The sequence below is a fragment of the Novosphingobium clariflavum genome, assembly GCF_026420865.1.
In the GTDB taxonomy this organism is placed as follows: Bacteria; Pseudomonadota; Alphaproteobacteria; order Sphingomonadales; family Sphingomonadaceae; genus Novosphingobium; species Novosphingobium clariflavum.
Genome location: NZ_JAPCWC010000003.1, coordinates 326440 through 343972, shown reverse-complemented (window position 1 = coordinate 343972; position 17533 = coordinate 326440). Strand labels below are relative to the sequence as shown.

The 17533-nt window shown below is 65.1% G+C and carries 10 protein-coding genes and 2 tRNA genes; 7 read left to right on the top strand and 5 right to left on the bottom strand.

Going from position 1 to position 17533, the window contains the following annotated elements:
• Positions 1-401: 401 nt before the first annotated feature.
• The 7 genes from OKA11_RS05920 to rpoD all read left to right on the top strand — a co-directional run bounded on the left by OKA11_RS05920 (position 402) and on the right by rpoD (position 11346).
• Positions 402-2324 (top strand): histidine kinase, encoded by a 1923-nt coding sequence (locus OKA11_RS05920; protein WP_267219286.1) that lies wholly within the window; start codon positions 402-404, stop codon positions 2322-2324.
• 45 nt (positions 2325-2369) lie between these two features.
• Complete coding sequence (locus OKA11_RS05915) at positions 2370-3392, top strand: polysaccharide deacetylase family protein (protein ID WP_267219285.1); 1023 nt, start codon at positions 2370-2372, stop codon at positions 3390-3392.
• Positions 3393-3437: 45 nt separating this feature from the next.
• A tRNA-Ile gene (locus tag OKA11_RS05910) sits at positions 3438-3513 on the top strand.
• A gap of 179 nt (positions 3514-3692) precedes the next feature.
• Positions 3693-3769: transfer RNA gene (locus OKA11_RS05905), tRNA-Pro, on the top strand.
• Positions 3770-4446: 677 nt separating this feature from the next.
• Positions 4447-7476 carry a TonB-dependent receptor plug domain-containing protein gene (locus OKA11_RS05900; RefSeq protein WP_267219284.1) on the top strand — a complete coding sequence of 1010 codons (3030 nt, stop codon included), beginning with the start codon at positions 4447-4449 and terminating at the stop codon, positions 7474-7476.
• A gap of 714 nt (positions 7477-8190) precedes the next feature.
• Complete coding sequence (locus OKA11_RS24610; RefSeq protein ID WP_323748303.1) at positions 8191-8949, top strand: cold-shock protein; 759 nt, start codon at positions 8191-8193, stop codon at positions 8947-8949.
• Positions 8950-9309: 360 nt separating this feature from the next.
• A complete protein-coding gene (gene rpoD / locus OKA11_RS05885) occupies positions 9310-11346 on the top strand; it encodes an RNA polymerase sigma factor RpoD (protein WP_267219283.1) in 2037 nt (678 codons plus the stop codon).
• A 150-nt stretch (positions 11347-11496) separates the two neighbouring features.
• Here rpoD and OKA11_RS05880 read toward each other — a convergent pair whose 3' ends face one another.
• The 5 genes from OKA11_RS05880 to OKA11_RS05860 all read right to left on the bottom strand — a co-directional run bounded on the left by OKA11_RS05880 (position 11497) and on the right by OKA11_RS05860 (position 17409).
• Complete coding sequence (locus OKA11_RS05880; RefSeq protein ID WP_267219282.1) at positions 11497-13677, bottom strand: TonB-dependent receptor; 2181 nt, start codon at positions 13675-13677, stop codon at positions 11497-11499.
• Between the two features lie 108 nt (positions 13678-13785).
• The gene (locus OKA11_RS05875; RefSeq protein WP_267219281.1) at positions 13786-14184 is read right to left on the bottom strand and encodes a hypothetical protein; all 399 of its coding nucleotides are present in this window, start codon (positions 14182-14184) and stop codon (positions 13786-13788) included.
• 50 nt (positions 14185-14234) lie between these two features.
• Positions 14235-14879 (bottom strand): TadE/TadG family type IV pilus assembly protein, encoded by a 645-nt coding sequence (locus OKA11_RS05870; RefSeq protein WP_267219280.1) that lies wholly within the window; start codon positions 14877-14879, stop codon positions 14235-14237.
• Complete coding sequence (locus OKA11_RS05865; RefSeq protein ID WP_267219279.1) at positions 14876-15478, bottom strand: TadE/TadG family type IV pilus assembly protein; 603 nt, start codon at positions 15476-15478, stop codon at positions 14876-14878. Before OKA11_RS05865 ends, OKA11_RS05870 begins: the two co-directional genes overlap by 4 nt.
• A complete protein-coding gene (locus tag OKA11_RS05860; protein WP_267219278.1) occupies positions 15475-17409 on the bottom strand; it encodes a pilus assembly protein TadG-related protein in 1935 nt (644 codons plus the stop codon). Before OKA11_RS05860 ends, OKA11_RS05865 begins: the two co-directional genes overlap by 4 nt.
• Positions 17410-17533: the final 124 nt, after the last annotated feature.

The following is a 17533-nucleotide window of genomic DNA, read 5'->3' as shown; positions in this document are numbered from 1 at the left end:
TGCGGGACACCCCGGCGTGCGGGCCAGCCTTGACGGCTGTAACTTACACTCGAAAACGCCTGCGCCCCTGTAATTTTATTATCCCATAACGTAATCGTCAGGCATTGCAACGCCTAGAAACAACCATCCGGCGCGAAGAGCCCATTTGGAGATTCGCGAATGGCACATTTCGCGTTACCAGCCCGCTCCCCGGCGTGCCCAAGGCAGGACCGGCGGGCCCCGCGCACGGGCGCGGGCGCGAGAACGGACGCCAGAAAAAAAGATGCCCCGGTGATGTCTCCTTAAGTGGTTTGTCTTAGGACAGTACCGGGGCAGGCATAGTTGACAGTCTTGAGTGTCGGCAGTGCATTGGTTCATGCGCAACCACGCATGCGGCACGGCCGGACGATTTTGGAGCGGTAATGCATTTCGACGATCGCCTTGCAACGGTGTTGCAGCTGCCGAATTCGAGCGCGGCGCTGGCGCGCATCCAGTATCGGCAGCTGGTCGACATCCTCGGCCGGTTGCCGGGAAATGCGCGCTCCTGGGCCGTGGCAGCCGGCTTTGCGCAGCTCGCCCAGCTCGACAGGACGATTCCGGCCGCCGACCGCGCCCGTCTGGTCAGCCAGCCGCTCCAGCCGCTGACCAACGCGCGCCTGCTGGCCCATCTCGCCGAAGCAGAACCCGCCGTTGCCACCGCCGCCGTGCGCTGCGCACAGTTGACGGAGGAGGCCTGGCTCGCGCTCGTTCCCGTTCTCCCCGTCCGCGCGCGCGGGATCCTGCGGCACCGCAGCGACCTGGGGGCGCGGGTCGATACCCTGCTCGAACAACTGGGCGTGCAGGATCGCGCCCTGCCTCCTGCCGAAGCGCTTGAGCTGGACGCGCTGCTCGAAAGTCCGGCTGAAGAAGCCCCGCCCGTCACCGCCGCCCCTGCTCCGGCGATGATCCGGCCGATCCCGCGCATGCCCTCGGCCGCGCCTTCCCCCCTTCACGCCCTGGCCCCGGCACCGCGCCCTGCCCCCGCTTCGCCGGCCACGCCCCCCGCAACACCCCTTCCCGCGACACCCTCTCCCGCAACATCGGCGCCTTTTGCCGAGTTCGAACAGGCCACCGCCTCGCTCGGCACCCCGCCGCCGCCAACCAACACCGAAGCCGGGATCGGTGCCATCGTCCGCCGCATCGAGGAGTTCCGCAAGGCCCGCGAAGCGCAAGTAAACGGCGTCCACCACGCCGCCAACGATGCCGGATACGATGCCCCGCGCCTCCCACTGGGCGATACCGCCGCCGGCTTGCCGCGCATTCCTGCCGCGATCGACTTTGCCACCGATTCCGAAGGCCGGGTTTCCTGGGCTGACGGCGTTCACGCCCCCTCGCTGATCGGGATGGACCTCACCGCCTCCGACGCCGCGGTCAAGACTTCCGCCGGCATCGCCTCTTCCATTCGCCACCGCGTGCCGCTGCGCGGCGCACAGATCGAGATTTCCGGCGCTCCGGCCGTCCAGGGCACCTGGCAGGTCGATGCGGTGCCCCGCTTCGAACCGGCGAGCGGCCGCTTCACCGGCTATTGCGGCCGCTTGCGCCGCCCCGCCGCCCTGGCCGCCGTCGGCGCCGCCATGCAAGGCCACGGCGAGGCCGATCGCCTGCGCCAGATCCTGCATGAGCTGCGCACCCCCGCCAACGCCATCCAGGTCGCGGCCGAGATCATCCAGCAGCAGCTCTACGGCCCCGCCCCGCACGAATATCGCGCGCTGGCTGCGGCGATCGCCGGCGACTGCGCGCACATCCTTGCCGGCTTCGAGGAGCTCGACCGGCTGGTCCGGCTCGAAACCGGCGCGCTCAACATCGAGGCGGGCGAATGCGATCTGATCCCGGTCCTGACCGAGACGGTCAACCGTCTCAAGGCCTGGACCCAGCCGCGCCGCAGCGGCTTCGCGCTGCAGCCGCCCGGCGGCGGCGCCGTGCTGATGCTGCCGCTCGATCGCGCCGAAACCGAACGCCTGCTGTGGCGCCTGCTCGCCGCGCTGGCCGGCTCGACCGCGCCCGACGAGATGCTCCCGCTCGCGTGGAGCGGCCAGGACGGCCGGATCACGCTGAGCATCGGACTGCCCGCCGCGCTGGCAGCGATGAACGAAAGCGGCCTTCCCGAAAACGCGCCGGGCGAGCGGGGACACGCGCTCTCCACCGGCATGTTCGGGCTTGGTTTCACGCTGCGACTGGCTGCCGCCGAAGCCGCTGCCGCAGGTGGCGGCCTGCAGCGCGAAGGCGGCACGATCCGGCTGTGGCTTCCCGGCTTGACCGCCGCCAGTGCTAGCCATAGCCAAGGCCTCAACAATCTGATGTTCTGAACTTCGTCGCCCGCCGGATGCGACCCGATCGGGGGAATTACCACTTTGCCGGGGCCCAATATCCTGATTCCGCCCGGACCGGATGCAACCGCGCGATTTAGCGAGGGTTTCGGTCCGCGCTTCATCGTCACGGTCGACACCGAGGAGGAGTTCGACTGGGACGCCCCGCTGAGGCGTGACGGTCACAGCACCGCGACGGTCTCGGCGCTGCGCCAGTTCCAGCACTTCTGCGAGGGATTCGGGGTCAAGCCGATCTATCTGATCGACTATCCGGTCGCCGATTCGCCGCATGCGCCCAAGGCGATCGGCGACGCTGTCGCCGCCGGCCGCGCGGAAATCGGGGTGCAACTCCATCCCTGGGTCAGCCCGCCGTTCGACGAGGAGGTGAACGAGTTCAACTCCTTCGCCGGGAACCTCCCATTCGAACTGGAGCGCGAGAAGTTCGCCCGGCTTCACGCCCGCATCGTCGCGGCGTTCGGCACGCCCCCGCGCATCTATCGGGCGGGACGCTACGGCCTCGGCCCGCGCACGGCGGAGATCCTCGCGGATTTCGGCATCGCCATCGACTCGTCGGTGCGCGCCCGGTTCGACTACAGCAGCACCGGCGGCCCCAACTATCGCGAGCATCCGCTGAAGCCCTACTGGATCGACGCGCAGCGCCGCCTGCTCGAACTGCCGCTGACCACCGTCTACTGGGGACCGCTGCGGCAGATGGGCAACGTGATCTATCCCCATCTCTGGCGCACGCCGCAGATGCGCGGGGTGCTGGCCCGCGCGGGGCTGCTGGAGCGCATCGCCCTGACCCCGGAAGGCATCAGCACCGAGGAAGCGCTGCGCGGTGTCGACATCGCGCTCGACGATGGCTTGCCGCTGCTGGTGTTCTCCTTCCACAGCCCCTCGCTGGCCCCGGGACACACCCCTTACGTCCAGACCGAGGCGGATCTCGAAGGGCTCTACGACTGGTGGCGGCAACTCTTCGCCCACCTCGAACGCCGGGGCGTCCGCCCGACCAGCGTTGCCGAAATCATGGACAGCGTGGCGCTTGCACCGAGCGACACTCCAAGCTAACGCGCTTGCGCCAAGGGCTTGATCGCATGCCCTTGGCGACGGTGGGGGCCCGTAGCTCAGTGGTTAGAGCTGGCCGCTCATAACGGCTAGGTCGCGGGTTCAAATCCTGCCGGGCCTACCACCCCACCGTCAAAACTGCCCACCCGCCACCTCAACGATACGGCGCCGGATACCCGCCCCGCGGCGCAGCCGGCTGGCAGACGCGCCCCTTCCTCGATCGCGGCAAATTTTCCGAGTGCACCAAACGGTGGAAAAGGGGCTTGCGCGGGAAAGGCGCGGAACCTAAGGGCTCTCGTGCGTCGGGGAGTGGCGCAGCCCGGTAGCGCGCCTGCTTTGGGAGCAGGATGTCGCAGGTTCGAATCCTGTCTCCCCGACCACTTTTCCCATTTCGCTGATTTTGCAGTCCGGCCTCGCAGGTCGGGCAAGGGCGCGCGCAGTTACGCTTCCTTTCTGCTCAGCTTTGCAGCGACTGCATGCAGTGAGCGAACGCAGAGCCCCTGCTCTGTGCCGCCGGGATCGAACACGGCGGTATGCGCCGCACCTCAGCCCCATTTCCAGCTGCCGCGCCGATCGTAGATCCACCCGAAAAAGAGACGCATGCTTCTTAAAAGATGCGTATACTACGTTATTTCCGGAACGGATTTGGTGCCCGAGCAAAAAGAAAACCCTAAATAGGTCCGCCGAGCATCGGTCGGCCCGCGGCGTTTCTGCGGATTTTCACGCAGCCCTGCACAAGATCTCCCCTCCCCTCCGATCATCGAAGTGCGAATGCTGCGAATGCCAACGCGGGCGCCACGATGCTGCTTGTCCAAAAATCATCCTAAAGGATGAATATTCTTTTATTACTCAATTTTATTACAAAACGTTGCCAAATTGCAACATTTGCGAACCTTAATCGCAATCTTCCTGAAATATTTTTTGAAACTACGCGGAAATGGCCGCAATGGCCCGGTGTTGACGTTCGCCGCGAGCGCCAACGAGCGCGACATCGATCGCCGCTCTGCCCTGCCGGCCCCCCGACACCGGCTGCACCAAATGGACAAGGAAACACATTTTGAAAGCACTTCCCATGAAGGCTGCATTGTGCGTTGCAACAAGCCTCACAGCCTTCGCACTGCTGTGCAGCACTGCCAATGCCCAGGAAGCCCCGGCGCCGACGGCTGCGGACAACGGTGACGACGGCAGCACCATCGTCGTCACCGGCTCGATCACCCGCAATCCGGCAGCGGCGACGGCTTCGCCGGTCGTTTCCATCACGTCCGACGACCTCGAGAAGCGCGGCATCAAGACCGTCGCCGACACGCTGCAGACGCTGACGGCCAACAACGCGGGCACCATTCCGGCCAGCTGGTCGGGCAACGGCTTCACCACCGGTGCGACCGCACCCTCGCTGCGCGGCTTCAACAACGCCTACACGCTCACGCTGTTCGACGGCATGCGCACGGCCTACTACCCGCTCGCCGATGACGGCCAGCGCAACATCGTCGACATCAACTCGATGCCCGGCTCGATCGTCTCGCGCGTCGACACCCTGCTCGACGGTGCTTCGGCCACCTACGGTTCGGACGCCATCGCCGGCGTGGTCAACGTGATCACCAAGCGCGAAATCCAGGGTCTCCACCTTGATGTATCGACGGGCATCTCGCAGCGCGGCGACGGCGGCGAGCAGCGCATCAACGGCACGTACGGCTACGGCGACCTCAACGACCAGGGCTTCAACGTCTACGCGAACTTCGAATACCAGAAGAACGCAGCGATGGACCTCTCGGCCCGCAAGGGTCCGTGGAGCACGGCCGACCAGTCCTCGATCTGCGGCACCGCGACCGACGGCTGCCTGACCAACAACGTGCGCAACGGCATCCAGGCCGACGGCAGCTTCAACGGCATCCAGTCGACCATCGTGCCCTTCGTGCAGCCCTATGCGCAGGACGCCAACGGCAACTGGGTCTCGCAGGGCAACTACCAGATGCTCAACCCCGGCGCGGGCTGCGGCAACCTGACCGCGGTCACCCTGACCCCGGAACAGCAGGCCGGCGGCGTTGCCGGCACCCCTTCGGTGGTGTGCCAGCAGGACCTCGTCAACGACTACCAGGCCTATACCGCGCGCACCAAGCGCATCGGCGGCACGCTGCGTGGTACGGTTCGTCTGAACGACCAGACCGAAGCCTACCTGATGTTCAACTACTACAACGTGACGACGGCCAACCGCGCCGCGCCGATCGGCTGGACCGGCCGCACCGCCGCCGGCGGTGAGCGCGTGACGGTCAGCCAGATCCTGCTGCCGGCCTACGTCTGCGCGGACGGCGTCGGCGGCGTCTCGGGCAACATCCTGACGGCCACCGGCTGCGATGCCTCGAACGGCGTGCTCAACCCGAACAACCCGTTCGCCGCGCAGGGCCAGTCCGCCCGTCTGCTGGGCATGCCCGACATGCCGACCTACACCTACACCAACGCCAAGACCTACCGCGTCTCGGGCGGTGTCAACGGTTCGTTCGGCGATGGCTGGGACTACACTGTCGGCGCGACCGCTTCGGAAGTGACGCTCGATGTCACCAACACCGGCTACATCAATGTCCAGGGCCTGATGGATGCCATCGCCCAGGGCACCTACAACTTCGTCGACCCCTCGCAGAACTCGGCCGCGGCGACCCAGGGCGTCTTCCCCGACCAGCACAAGCGGGCGACCTCGAAGCTGGCGCAGATCATCGGCACGCTCAGCAAGGACGTTGTCGAGCTTCCGGGCGGCATGCTGAACATCGCGGTTGCGGGCCAGTATCGCTACGAATCGATCAACAACCCCAGCTCGAACCCGGCCAACGACGTCAATCCGGCGGATCGCTACTACAGCATCAACGGAATCGGCGTGAAGGGCCACCGCAACGTGTGGTCGGCCTCGTATGAAATCTCGATGCCGATCGTGGACGGCTTCCGCGTCAAGGCAGACGGTTCGTACGACCACTACTCGACCGGCCAGCAGAACTTCGCGCCGAAGTTCGAAGCCGAGTTCCAGCCGATCAGGCAGGTCAAGCTGCGCGGTACGTTCTCGAAGGGCTTCCGTGCCCCGAACCTGAACGAATCGTTCCAGGATCCCTCGACCGGCTACATCACCTCGACCATCAACTGCTCGAACGCGGCTTATGCCGACTTCTGCGCAGCGCACGCCAGCAACCCGGCGTACTACGAGGGCGGCTACAGCCTCGGCGTCACCTCTTCGGGCAATCCGAAGCTGAAGTCGGAAAAGTCGACCTCCTACACCTTCGGCACGGTGATCCAGCCGACCCGCAACATCACGCTGACGGTCGACTACTGGCGCACCAAGATCAAGAACCTGATCACCTCGGTCACGCCGACGGCCGATGTCTACGCCCAGTATTACAGCAACAACGGCGTCGTGAACATTCCGGGCTTCACGGTGACGCAGGGCGCCCCCGATCCGGAAAACCTCTCGGCCCTGCCGCTGCTGGGTGAAATCGTCGCGCCGTTCCAGAACGCGAACTCGATGATGGGCAAGGGTATCGACGTCTCGGCTTCGGGCGTCTTCAACCTGACCGACAACCTCTCGTTCAGCACCAATGCTACCGCTTCGTACCTGATCCGCCTGGAACAGGACATCGACGGCCAGATCAACCGCTTCGACGGTTCGCTGGGCGGCTGCAACTGGACCTCGTGCTCGGGCGCGCCGCGCTTCCGTGCCTCGTGGCAGAACACGCTGACCTTCGACAACAAGACCAGCCTGACGCTCACCGCGTACTACACCAGCGGCTATTCGAGCACCTCGTCGGATGCCGGCGGCACCTACAAGGACTGCGCGGCCAGCGCCGAGGCCGGTCAGCTGGTGACCTACCCGGACAGCGGCAACCCCGTGCAGTGCCATGGCCACAGCACCTTCGACCTCGACGGCCACATCGAAACGAAGATCGCCGATGGCAAGTTCACGCTTTACGCCGATGTTCTCAACATCCTCGACGGCAAGCCGAACTATGACCCCAACGCCGCCTATGGCGTCTACCAGTTCAACGCCGCATGGCAGGACCGCCTGTTCATGGGACGTTACATGCGCATCGGCGCAAAGGTGGACTTCTAAGGCCGCTTAAGAGGTGACCGCTCCCGCCCATCTCCAGACGGAGACCGGGCGGGAGCGCGAGGCGGGATCAGGGAGGAGTGTCCCTTGTTTCTGGTCCCGCCTTGCATCCGGCGCCTGCATTCACCGAGGACTCAGCGGCGAGACCGCACCAGTGTCCCGGCTCTTCCCGACATAGCGATCGCCCCTTCCGGCCAGCGGTGATGGCATCCATCGCCAGTCCCCACAGGCCCGCCTTGCCCATTCAGCGGCAACCCGACTCTCGCTGCCTGCGGAATCGCGGCGGCGCATCGCTCGAAACACAGGCGAACGACACCGGAACCGCCCGGTCGATATTGCCGGAGCGCCCCTCTTGCTCCCCCGCAAACAGTCTCTTGCCGCCCGGCCCATGATCCGGTCGCACCGACACGGCACACATGCGGGAACTTCTGATCTTCCCGCGCTTTTTGAGCCGAAAGGTATGACCTCCCGCCCGGAAAACGCGCCCTGCCGCGCGCGCCGAATCGTTGACAGGACGCTTCAAAAATGCGTGCCTCGTCCGCGGAGCAATGGAGGATCGCGATGGCTTTGCGCCGTCTGCAGAACTTTGGTCGCCAAAGCCTCGCTTTGGTGCTATCGTCGTATGTCCTGCAACCTGAAATGGGCTCTGCGGCCTTGCGTGCTACGTTCACTCGCGAGGATTGGGATTCTTCGGACGTAGCTTAAGGTATTTGAAAGATGACATTCGATAGGGGTAATCGCGGCCAGGGACGCGACCGGTTTGGCGGTGGTGATGATCGTTGGGGCGGCGGCAACGATCGCTTTGGCGGCGGTGATCGCTACGGCGGCGGTGATCGCTACGGCGGCGGTGATCGCTTCGGCGGCGGTGATCGCTTCGGCGGCGGTGATCGTTTTGGCGGTGGTGACCGCTTCGGCGGCTCGCGCGGCGGCGGCTTCGGCGGCTCGCGCGGCGGTGGTTTTGGCGGCGGCTCGCGCGGCGGCCCCGGCATCGTCGTCGGCCAGGGCAGCGGCACGGTCAAGTTCTTCAACCCCGACAAGGGTTTCGGCTTCATCCAGCTTGAAAGCGGCGGCGACGATGCATTCGTGCACATCAGCGCCGTGCAGGCTGCCGGCCTCGAAACGCTGGCCGAAGGTCAGCAGCTGGAATTCCAGCTGGTCGAGCGTAACGGCAAGGTTTCCGCGTCCGAACTGGTCATCGTCGGCGAAGTCGTCGTTGCCGAACGTCGTGAGCGTTCCGCCGCCCCCGCCCAGCGCCAGCTGACCGGCGAGAAGGCCACCGGCACGGTCAAGTTCTTCAACGGTACGAAGGGCTTCGGCTTCATCGTGCGCGATGACGGCCAGCCAGATGCCTTCGTGCATATCAGCGCGGTCGAACGCTCGGGTCTGCACGGCCTGTCGGAAGGCGATCAGCTCGAATTCGAAATCGAGATCGATCGCCGCGGCAAGGCTTCGGCCGTGAATCTGGTCCAGCGTTGATGGACCTGGCCATGGCCGCCCCTGGCGGCCATGGCTCCATCTCGCGCTTTCCTCGATCGCTTCACCAGCGGCCATGGAAAGCACGCGGTGCATGTCGAAGGCAGGGGTCAAGGCCGCCTTCGACAGGCCGGCAGCGGGCAAGGGGCCGATGCCCCCGATTCGATTGCACGGCATGCGGGCGGACCAGCTTCCTTTCGGAAGCGAAATCCGGCCTCATTGCCTGAACCCCGGGCCAGAGGGGTTCGTTCTTGCCTGCAAGGCCGCCCTCCGCCGGCGCCGTCAGGCTGATGATCTGAGAACCTGGCCTTGTCATGGCGCAACCGACGTCATGACACGGCCAACAAGACGACAACGGATTGCATGAACAACGACGATCGCAGCGGCGACAATGACTCTCCTCTTCTCGACCTGGACAAGGGTTCGGTCCAGCGGTTCATCGCGCGCGCCAAACGCCAGGGCGTCATCACGGTCAAGGAGCTGAATGCCGCTCTGCCCCAGGACCAGATGACCACCGATCAGATCGAGGACATCATGGCCGCGATCTCGGAAATGGGCGTCAAGATCATCGAGAACGACGATGACGACGACGAGGATGGCGAGCAGGAAGACGGTGTCGACGCCGTCGATGGTCGCGATGACGAGTCCGGTTCGGATTCCGATTTCGAGGAAGGCAATTCCCGTCGCCGTCCCGGCGAGACCCGCAAGGCCGATACGCACGCGCGTTCCGACGACCCGGTCCGCATGTACCTGCAGGAAATGGGCTCCGCCGAGATGCTCAGCCGCGAGGGCGAGGCCGCCATCGCCAAGCGCATCGAAGCTGGCCGCGACATGATGATCATGGGGCTCTGCGAAAGCCCGATGACCTTCCACGCCATCATTGGCTGGTCCGAGGCGCTCAACAACGGCGACATGCAGCTGCGCGAGATCCTCGATCTCGACGCCATGCTCTCCAAGGAACCGCAGCCCGAGAACCTGGGCGAGGACGGTGAAGCCGACGGCGAGATTTCCGCGGCCACGGCCGGTCCGACCTTCAAGGAGGACGACGATTCCGACGAGGACAACTCGGAGGAAGTAGACGAGGACGGCAACCCGATCGCCAAGCGCCGCGTCGAGGACGACGAGGAAGAGGACAACACCCTCTCGCTCGGCCAGATGGAAGCCGCGCTGACGCCGGAAGCCCTGGAGAAGTTCGCGCTCATCACCGAACTGTTCCGCACGTTCGAACGCGTCCAGAGCGAACGCCTCGACGCGCTTGCGCTTGGCATCGACTTCCCCGCCGCCAAGGAAGACCAGTACCAGCAGCTTCGCGAGGACCTTACCGCGCAAGTCGAATCGGTGCAGTTCCACGCGACGAAGATCGAATATCTCGTCGACAATCTCTACGCCTTCAACCGCCGCCTCACCACGCTTGGCGGCCAGATGCTGCGCCTGGCCGAACGCCACAAGGTCAAGCGTGCCGACTTCCTGGAGGCCTACACGGGCCGGGAACTGGACGACACCTGGGTCGCCGACATGGCGAAGAAGGACAAGAAGTGGGCTGCCTTCGCGGAAAACGAGGCTGAAGCTGCCGAACGCATCCGCCTCGAGGTTTCGGACATCGCGGCATCCACCGGCATGGCCCTGTCCGAATTCCGCCGCATCGTGAACATGGTCCAGAAGGCGGAGCGCGAAGCGCGTATCGCCAAGAAGGAAATGGTCGAGGCGAACCTGCGCCTGGTGATCTCGATCGCCAAGAAGTACACCAACCGTGGTCTGCAGTTCCTGGATCTCATCCAGGAAGGCAACATCGGCCTGATGAAGGCGGTCGACAAGTTCCAGTACCGCCGCGGCTACAAGTTCTCGACTTATGCCACCTGGTGGATCCGTCAGGCGATCACCCGCTCGATCGCGGATCAGGCCCGCACGATCCGTATCCCGGTGCACATGATCGAGACGATCAACAAGCTGGTGCGCACCAGCCGCCAGTTCCTCCACGACCAGGGCCGCGAGCCGACACCGGAGGAAATGGCCGAAAAGCTGTCGATGCCGCTCGAGAAGGTGAAGCGGGTCCTGAAGATCGCCAAGGAGCCGATCAGCCTCGAAACGCCGATCGGCGACGAGGAAGACAGCAGCCTGGGCAACTTCATCCAGGACGAGAACGCCGTCATCCCGGTGGATGCGGCGATCCAGTCCAACCTGAAGGAAATGATCACCCGCACCCTGGCCTCGCTCACCCCGCGCGAAGAGCGCGTGCTGCGCATGCGCTTCGGCATTGGCATGCCGACCGACCACACCCTCGAGGAAGTCGGCCAGCAGTTCTCGGTGACCCGCGAGCGTATCCGCCAGATCGAAGCCAAGGCCCTGCGCAAGCTCAAGCATCCGAGCCGTTCGCGCATCATGCGGGCGTTCCTCGACTGAGCAGTATCCGCCAGCAAGCGGGCTTATCCCGCACGGCAAATGGCGAGGCTACCAGCCTCGCCATTTTCGTTTGTGGGCTGATGGATCGGCCCGGCATTTGAACACCCCCATCCGATGGGGCGCTCAATGCCGGAACCGATCCACAGGCCGTCAGAAGCGGGTGCTCATCCCGAAGTTGATCGAACGGCCCATGCCCGGCACCGGGCGCAGCACGCCAGTGACGCCGTAGTCGCCCAGCGACATGCCGCCGAGCGGCAGGGCATAGCCCTTGTCGAACAGGTTCTTCGCTTCCACCGTCAGCGTGATGCCCTGCGCCAGCAGCCCCAGCGTGTAGCCCGCCCGCAGGTTCACCAGCGCATAGCTCTGCGTGCGCGGCTCGTTGCGGGTGGCATCGACACGGTTCTTCTCGGCCACGAACTGGATGTCCGCGCCCGCCTCGAAGGCGCCGCTGCGATGCGCGAGGCCCATCGTCAGGTTGAACGGCATCTGCCGATAGAGCGGGCCGTCGTCCGAGAGGTTCTGCCCGTGAACCCAGGCGGCGCTGGCGGTGAAGTCGGTCTCGCTGCGCGCGGTGCGCTGCAAGGGCACGCTGGCGCTGGCGTCGATGCCGTAGAGCTCGGCCTCCTGGTTCGCGAACTGCAACTGCACGAAGCCGCTGGGCATCCCCATCATGTCGGTCAGGTCCCTGAGGCGGACCGCATCGATGTAGTCGTGAACGCGGGTATAATAGGGCGAGACCTTGAGCGTGGCGCCGCCCTTCGCGGTCAGCCGCAGCGCGGCGCTGACCGTGTCCGCCCGCTCCGGCTTGAGGTCGAGGTTGCCGACATAGCCATTGCCATCGCCGTACCAGCCGATCATCTGGCTCGACATCGCCCCCTGCCCCCAGGAATAGCGCTCGTAGAGGTTGGGCGAGCGGGTCTTGTGGGCATAGCCAAGTTCGAAGGCCAGCATGTCCGCCGCCTGCCAGCTGACCAGTGCGCTCGCGCTCCAGTTGTTGTCACGGCGATGACGGTCGGCGGCGTTGAACGTGGCGGCGGCCATCGCATCGGCCATGTTCATCATGCCGGTTCCGTAAGGCTGGACCGCGCCGGTGTTCATCGTCACCCGGTCGAACCGCGCGCCGATCAGCGTCGAGACACGGTCCGACCAGTGCGATTCCCACTCCCCGAACAGACCGAGGCGATCACGCTTGCCGTTGTTGATGTTGAGGTAGGTGTCCGGTCCCATCATCATCGACCCGGCAACCGGCGGCCACCAGTCATCCATCCCTTCGTGATGGAACTCGCCGCCAAGGTGCAGCGTGTCCTTGCGGCCGAGCGGCAGGTTGACCTTGAGCGCGGACGAGAAGGAATGGACCTCGGTGTTCATCGGCATCGTGCCGGGCTGCTTGTCGGCCAGGAAGTCCATCGCATGGTCGGTATCGCGGTAGCCGGCGGTGAAATCGACATCGCCCCAGCCGAACACCCCGCGATAGCGGCCGTTGAGGAACCACGAGGTGTTCGAGGTCATGTCCATGTACTGGTTGGGGAAGGCCTCGTAGGGCGCGAAATGGTAGCCACCCTTCAGTTCGAACAGGCCGAAATCGGTCTGCGCGGCAAGGGCAAGCTGGTGATCGGTCTTGGCGTATTCGGTGGAGCGCACCTTGCCCATCGCGCCGCCGCCCTGGTAGTCATCGGACTGGGTGTAGGAGCCGGTATAGGTAGCGCTCACGCGCTTGCCGGCAACGGTCAGCGAAACCGCGCCGCCGAAGCCATCGCCATTGCTGCGATAGAAGCTCGAGGCCTCGCCCGTCACCAATGTGCCGCCTTCCATCGCAAAGCGCGGCATCCGGCTCTCGACGCTGACGATCCCGGCGATGTTGTCGCCGCCCATGCTCACCGGCGAGACGCCCGGCACCACCGCGATAGCGCCGACCGTCTGGGGATCGGTGTAGGACAGCGGCGGGTTCATGTCGTTGGGACAGGCAACGTCGATCGGCAGCCCGTCGACGACGATCAGCACCCGCTGCTCGCTGAGCCCGCGCACGGCCGGCATCGACGACAGGCCGCCCCCGCTGGCCGCACTCACGCCGGGAAGCTGCGCAAGGATGGCGCCGGTGTCGCTGCTCGACACCGCCTCGCGGCGAAGGCGCTCCACCGAGACCCTGGAGCCATTGAGCGGCGCCGTAGCGATATTGCGCAAGGCCGACGTGAAGTCCGCGTGGAGTGCGGGAAGCGCGGCGGCCTCGGCGGCCTCGGCGGCCGGCGGCTCGTCGGAACCGGTTTCCTGGGCGGCAAGAGGGGCAGGCGCAAGAGCGAGCGCCGCGGCGATCGCGAAAATGGACGTCTTCATGGAAAAACCCTGTTGTTCGCAGGGCCAGCGCTCCGCGCCGCCCCTGCGTGACCTGAAATGTCGAAATTCCGGGCCGCCGTGCGCTGCGCAGGCGGCCTCGGGATCGGTTCAGGCCGGAGGGCCTCTCAGCGGTGGGCGCAAATAGGGCTGCGGGGCAAGCGCAACCGCGCGGAGCGGCGCGAAGCCCAGCGCCACGATGAAAGCGATCGCCAGCGCCAGCAGCACCGGATCGGCGCCGCCCAGCGAGGCCATCGACAGGGCGCCGAAAGGACACTCGCCCTTTGCAGGCTTGCCGGGGACGTGATTGCCGCCGGTCTTGAGCGGCACCAGCACCTGCAGGGTGCCGTCACCGCCGGAGGCATCGTGACAGATCTCGATGGTGATCGCGCGGAGCCCCTGCCCCGGCATGAAGCCGGTCGGCAGGAACGCCTTGAGGCAGAGCGCAATAGCCGCAAATACAAGCGCTTGCTTGTGATACTGCCGGAAAAAGACGCGCAAGGTCCCCATGGCCCCTGCCCCTAGCCTAGCCTTCGCGTGTTGTCACGCAAACTGGTGCGTCAGCTGCACGCCGACTGCCCGCCGGTACCGGTGACCCCGGCGGCGATGTTGCGGCTGTCGCGGATCAGGAAGGCCGCTTCCTGATAGAACACCGGGTTCTGGACAAACATCGTCCCGAACAGCGGCTGGTAGGCGTAATAGACCTCGACATACATGACCGCCGAATTGGTCGTCGCAGTGATGACGTGCCCGGTCTTGCCCATGCCCGTGAGCGTGGTGCCCGCCGCCCCATAGGCCGAACTGCGCGCCAGGCTGCCCCGGCAGCGCTGCCAGTGGATGTATTGCTGGTTGCTGGAGTTGATCTCCAGACTGGAGAGGATGATCCGCCCGTTCCCGCTGAAATTGAACGAGCTACCCTGCATGACCGCGCCCGACATGACCGAGTTGATCTGCGTCTCGGTCACTGTCGGCGTCACCGCGGTATTGTCGGTCTGGCCAAGGCGCGAGGCGTTGTCCGCCACCGACGTCGCGATCTGGGAAACCTCCATCTTCACCATCGCCATGTAGGCAAGCTCGGTGCCGTAGAGACCCAGCGTCAGCATGATCGGCAGCATGAGCGCGAATTCCATCAGCGACACGCCGCTGCAATCGCGCCGGAGCCTGCGCATGACGCGGCGCAGGCGAGGAACGAGCATCCGCTTCATCGGCAACTCCCCGCCGCCGAGCCATAGCTGCTCTGCAGCGCATATGGCTGGTTCTTCCGCACCGCGATCGCCGTCAGCGTGCGGCTGTTGTCGCGGTTGGTGAGGCCGGGGATCGGAAACAGCGGCTTGTAGGTCGCCTTCACGGTGTAGACGACAACGTCGTTGGCGCCGCCATTGCCCGACTTGCCGATATCGGCATCCCACTGGCCGTTCTTGTTCTCGTCGGTATAGGTTTCCCCGTTGTCGCAGGTGCCGTTCGAATTGGCGTCGTTCCACGCCTCGGGCCGTGCGATGTCGGAGAAGTCGTAATAGCTGCTGCGCGTGACGGCGATCGTCACCCCCGGCGCGACATTGCCGACGATGCTGGCGATCGCCTGGTCCTGCGCTGCGGTGTCGACTGCTTCCAGCGTGCCGTTACGCGCCGATTCCTCGACCGCGCCGTGCAGCACCGCGCTGACATAGGCCATGTGGCCGATGTCGAAGATGCCCATCAGCAGGACGATCAGCACTGGCCCCGCCACCGCGAATTCCAGCGCGGTGACGCCCCACTGGTCGCGGCGCAGGCGCGCCCTCAGGGCATGCAGACGGCCCCCGGTCACTGCGTCAGCCTCAGTTCGCCGACCTGCTTGGCGATTTCCTGGAACGCGGTGCTCAGTTCGGTCGCATTGGCGGCCGTGTAGGAACTGTTGGCCGAGGCGCAGGTCGTCAGGTCGCTCGACAGGGTGGACGTGAAGGCGATCACCCAGACCCGCACGCCCTTGGCCTTGATCGCCTCGCAGACTGCGAGGAAGCGTTTGGTGTGGTTGGTGGTCTCGGTGCTGCTGGACCCGTCGCTGGTCACCTTGCGGTCCCAGTATTCCATGCCCCAGGCCTGTTGGTAGGTGTTGATGGTCTGCATCTCGCCGTCGGTCATGAAGATCAGATGGCGCGAGACCTCGCCGCCGTTTGAAGCGGCGGTGTTGACGTTGTCCTGGAAGACACCGCTTGGCGAGATCATCCGCCCGCCCCAGATCATGCCGATGTCGAGGTAGGTATTGCCGTTGGCCACCAGCGAGTTGGCGTACGTGTTGAACGCCGACTGCGACATTTCGGTGAGCAACTGCCCCTGCGCCGGACAGGGCGAGGTGGCGGCTGCACCGCTGGTGGTGGGCGAGGCGTAGCTCTTGGTGCTGTTCGAACCGCTGTTGTAGCGCATGTAGGCGGCCTCGGGCCACAGCGGCCCCCAGCGCGTGGCGGCGTTGCTGGGAACCGTGTCGAGGTCGATGTCATAGGCATTCGACGGAGACATGCCGGTCACCGCATTGTAGCTGATGCTGCTGGTCGCAACGGTAGAGCGTTCGAGGATGCATCCATCCCAGGTCGAGGAGACGGCAGTGCCGTTGTCGCCGGTATAGAGCGTCGCGGCTTCGCCGGTCTTGAAGACGTCGGTCGGCCAGGAATAGGGCTGGTAGGCCCACTGGTAGAATTCGGAGTTGGCGGTTGGCGTCGGCGACACGGTCTTGACGCTGGTCCAGGTCTCGTTGGTGGTCTCGGTCCGGGTATTGTCCTGATAATTGACGTACCAACGGCCATTGTTGGACTGGGCGCAGCTGTAGACACGCTGGGTCTGGCTCTGGCTGACCTTGCGCGTCACCGTCATGTTGGGGCTCGTGCCGCTGACCGTGAACGTCACCGACTCCGATCCGGAATCGGCCCAGGTGGTCGAGGTCGGCATGTTGCTGAGGCAGGTCGACTGATTGGAATAGCCGTTGCCCGTGGTGTAGCGGTACGAACTTCCGTAGGACGTGTTGCCGTAGGTCGTGCTGGTGCTGGTCCGGGTCGCGCTGGAATAGTCGAAATAGACCGCCGTCCGGGTCTGGTAGGTCCAGGTGTCGGCGATGTAGTCGGGGTCCTCGGCCATCAGCAGCTTGCCGACGTTGACCGTGGTGCTGTAGGGCACGAAGCCATAACGGATGCGCGCGTTGGTGGACGCCGTCGCATTGGCCAGCGTCGTGTAGAAGTCCTTCATCGCCTGCTGCAGCGCGGCCAGGCGGGTCTGGCTGCCGGAAAGGATCGAACCCATCGAGCCGGTGGTGTCGAGCACCATCATCACGTCGGCATTGCCCACGCCCATCGACGAGGCGCAGCTCACCGAAACCGTGAAGGTGTTGAACCCGAACAGGCGCATGACCAGCGTGTTGAGCGTGGTCGATGCCGTGCCGGTGATCGTCTTGCCGCCGTCGGGCGATGTCGGAACGAAGCTGGTGCCGGTCACTTCCTGCGAGGTGCTGTCGAAGTTGGTGGCGAAATAGTTGTTGGCAGCGGTCTGCGAGGCGGTGTCGAAACCGGCCGTCGTCACCGTGCGGCGACCGGCGAGCACGGCGGCGTCGCAGGCGGCCTGGAGCTGGTTGCGCACCTTGTAATCGCGGCTGAGATCGATGCCCGAACCGACGACGGCGGCTGCCACCATCATGCCGACGGCGGCCAGCGGCAGGATATTGCCCGCCGTGTCGCGCAGCAAACGCAGGAACCGATATCTCAAGAGGCGCATCGCTAGCCCAGTCATGAAGGAATACCCCCCGGTAATCAGGGAGTTTCCCTAGACAGGAATGCTTAAGGAAACCCATCGTGGTGCTACGGCGCGCATCCTCGACAAAACGTAGCCAATCGATGGA

Coding starts and splice junctions, on each gene's coding strand:
- OKA11_RS05920 (WP_267219286.1), top strand. CDS start 402: ATGCATTTCGACGATCGCCTTGCAACGGTGTTGCAGCTGCCGAATTCG.
- OKA11_RS24610 (WP_323748303.1), top strand. CDS start 8,191: ATGACATTCGATAGGGGTAATCGCGGCCAGGGACGCGACCGGTTTGGC.
- rpoD (WP_267219283.1), top strand. CDS start 9,310: ATGAACAACGACGATCGCAGCGGCGACAATGACTCTCCTCTTCTCGAC.
- OKA11_RS05880 (WP_267219282.1), bottom strand. CDS start 13,677: ATGAAGACGTCCATTTTCGCGATCGCCGCGGCGCTCGCTCTTGCGCCT.
- OKA11_RS05875 (WP_267219281.1), bottom strand. CDS start 14,184: ATGGGGACCTTGCGCGTCTTTTTCCGGCAGTATCACAAGCAAGCGCTT.
- OKA11_RS05870 (WP_267219280.1), bottom strand. CDS start 14,879: ATGAAGCGGATGCTCGTTCCTCGCCTGCGCCGCGTCATGCGCAGGCTC.
- OKA11_RS05860 (WP_267219278.1), bottom strand. CDS start 17,409: ATGCGCCTCTTGAGATATCGGTTCCTGCGTTTGCTGCGCGACACGGCG.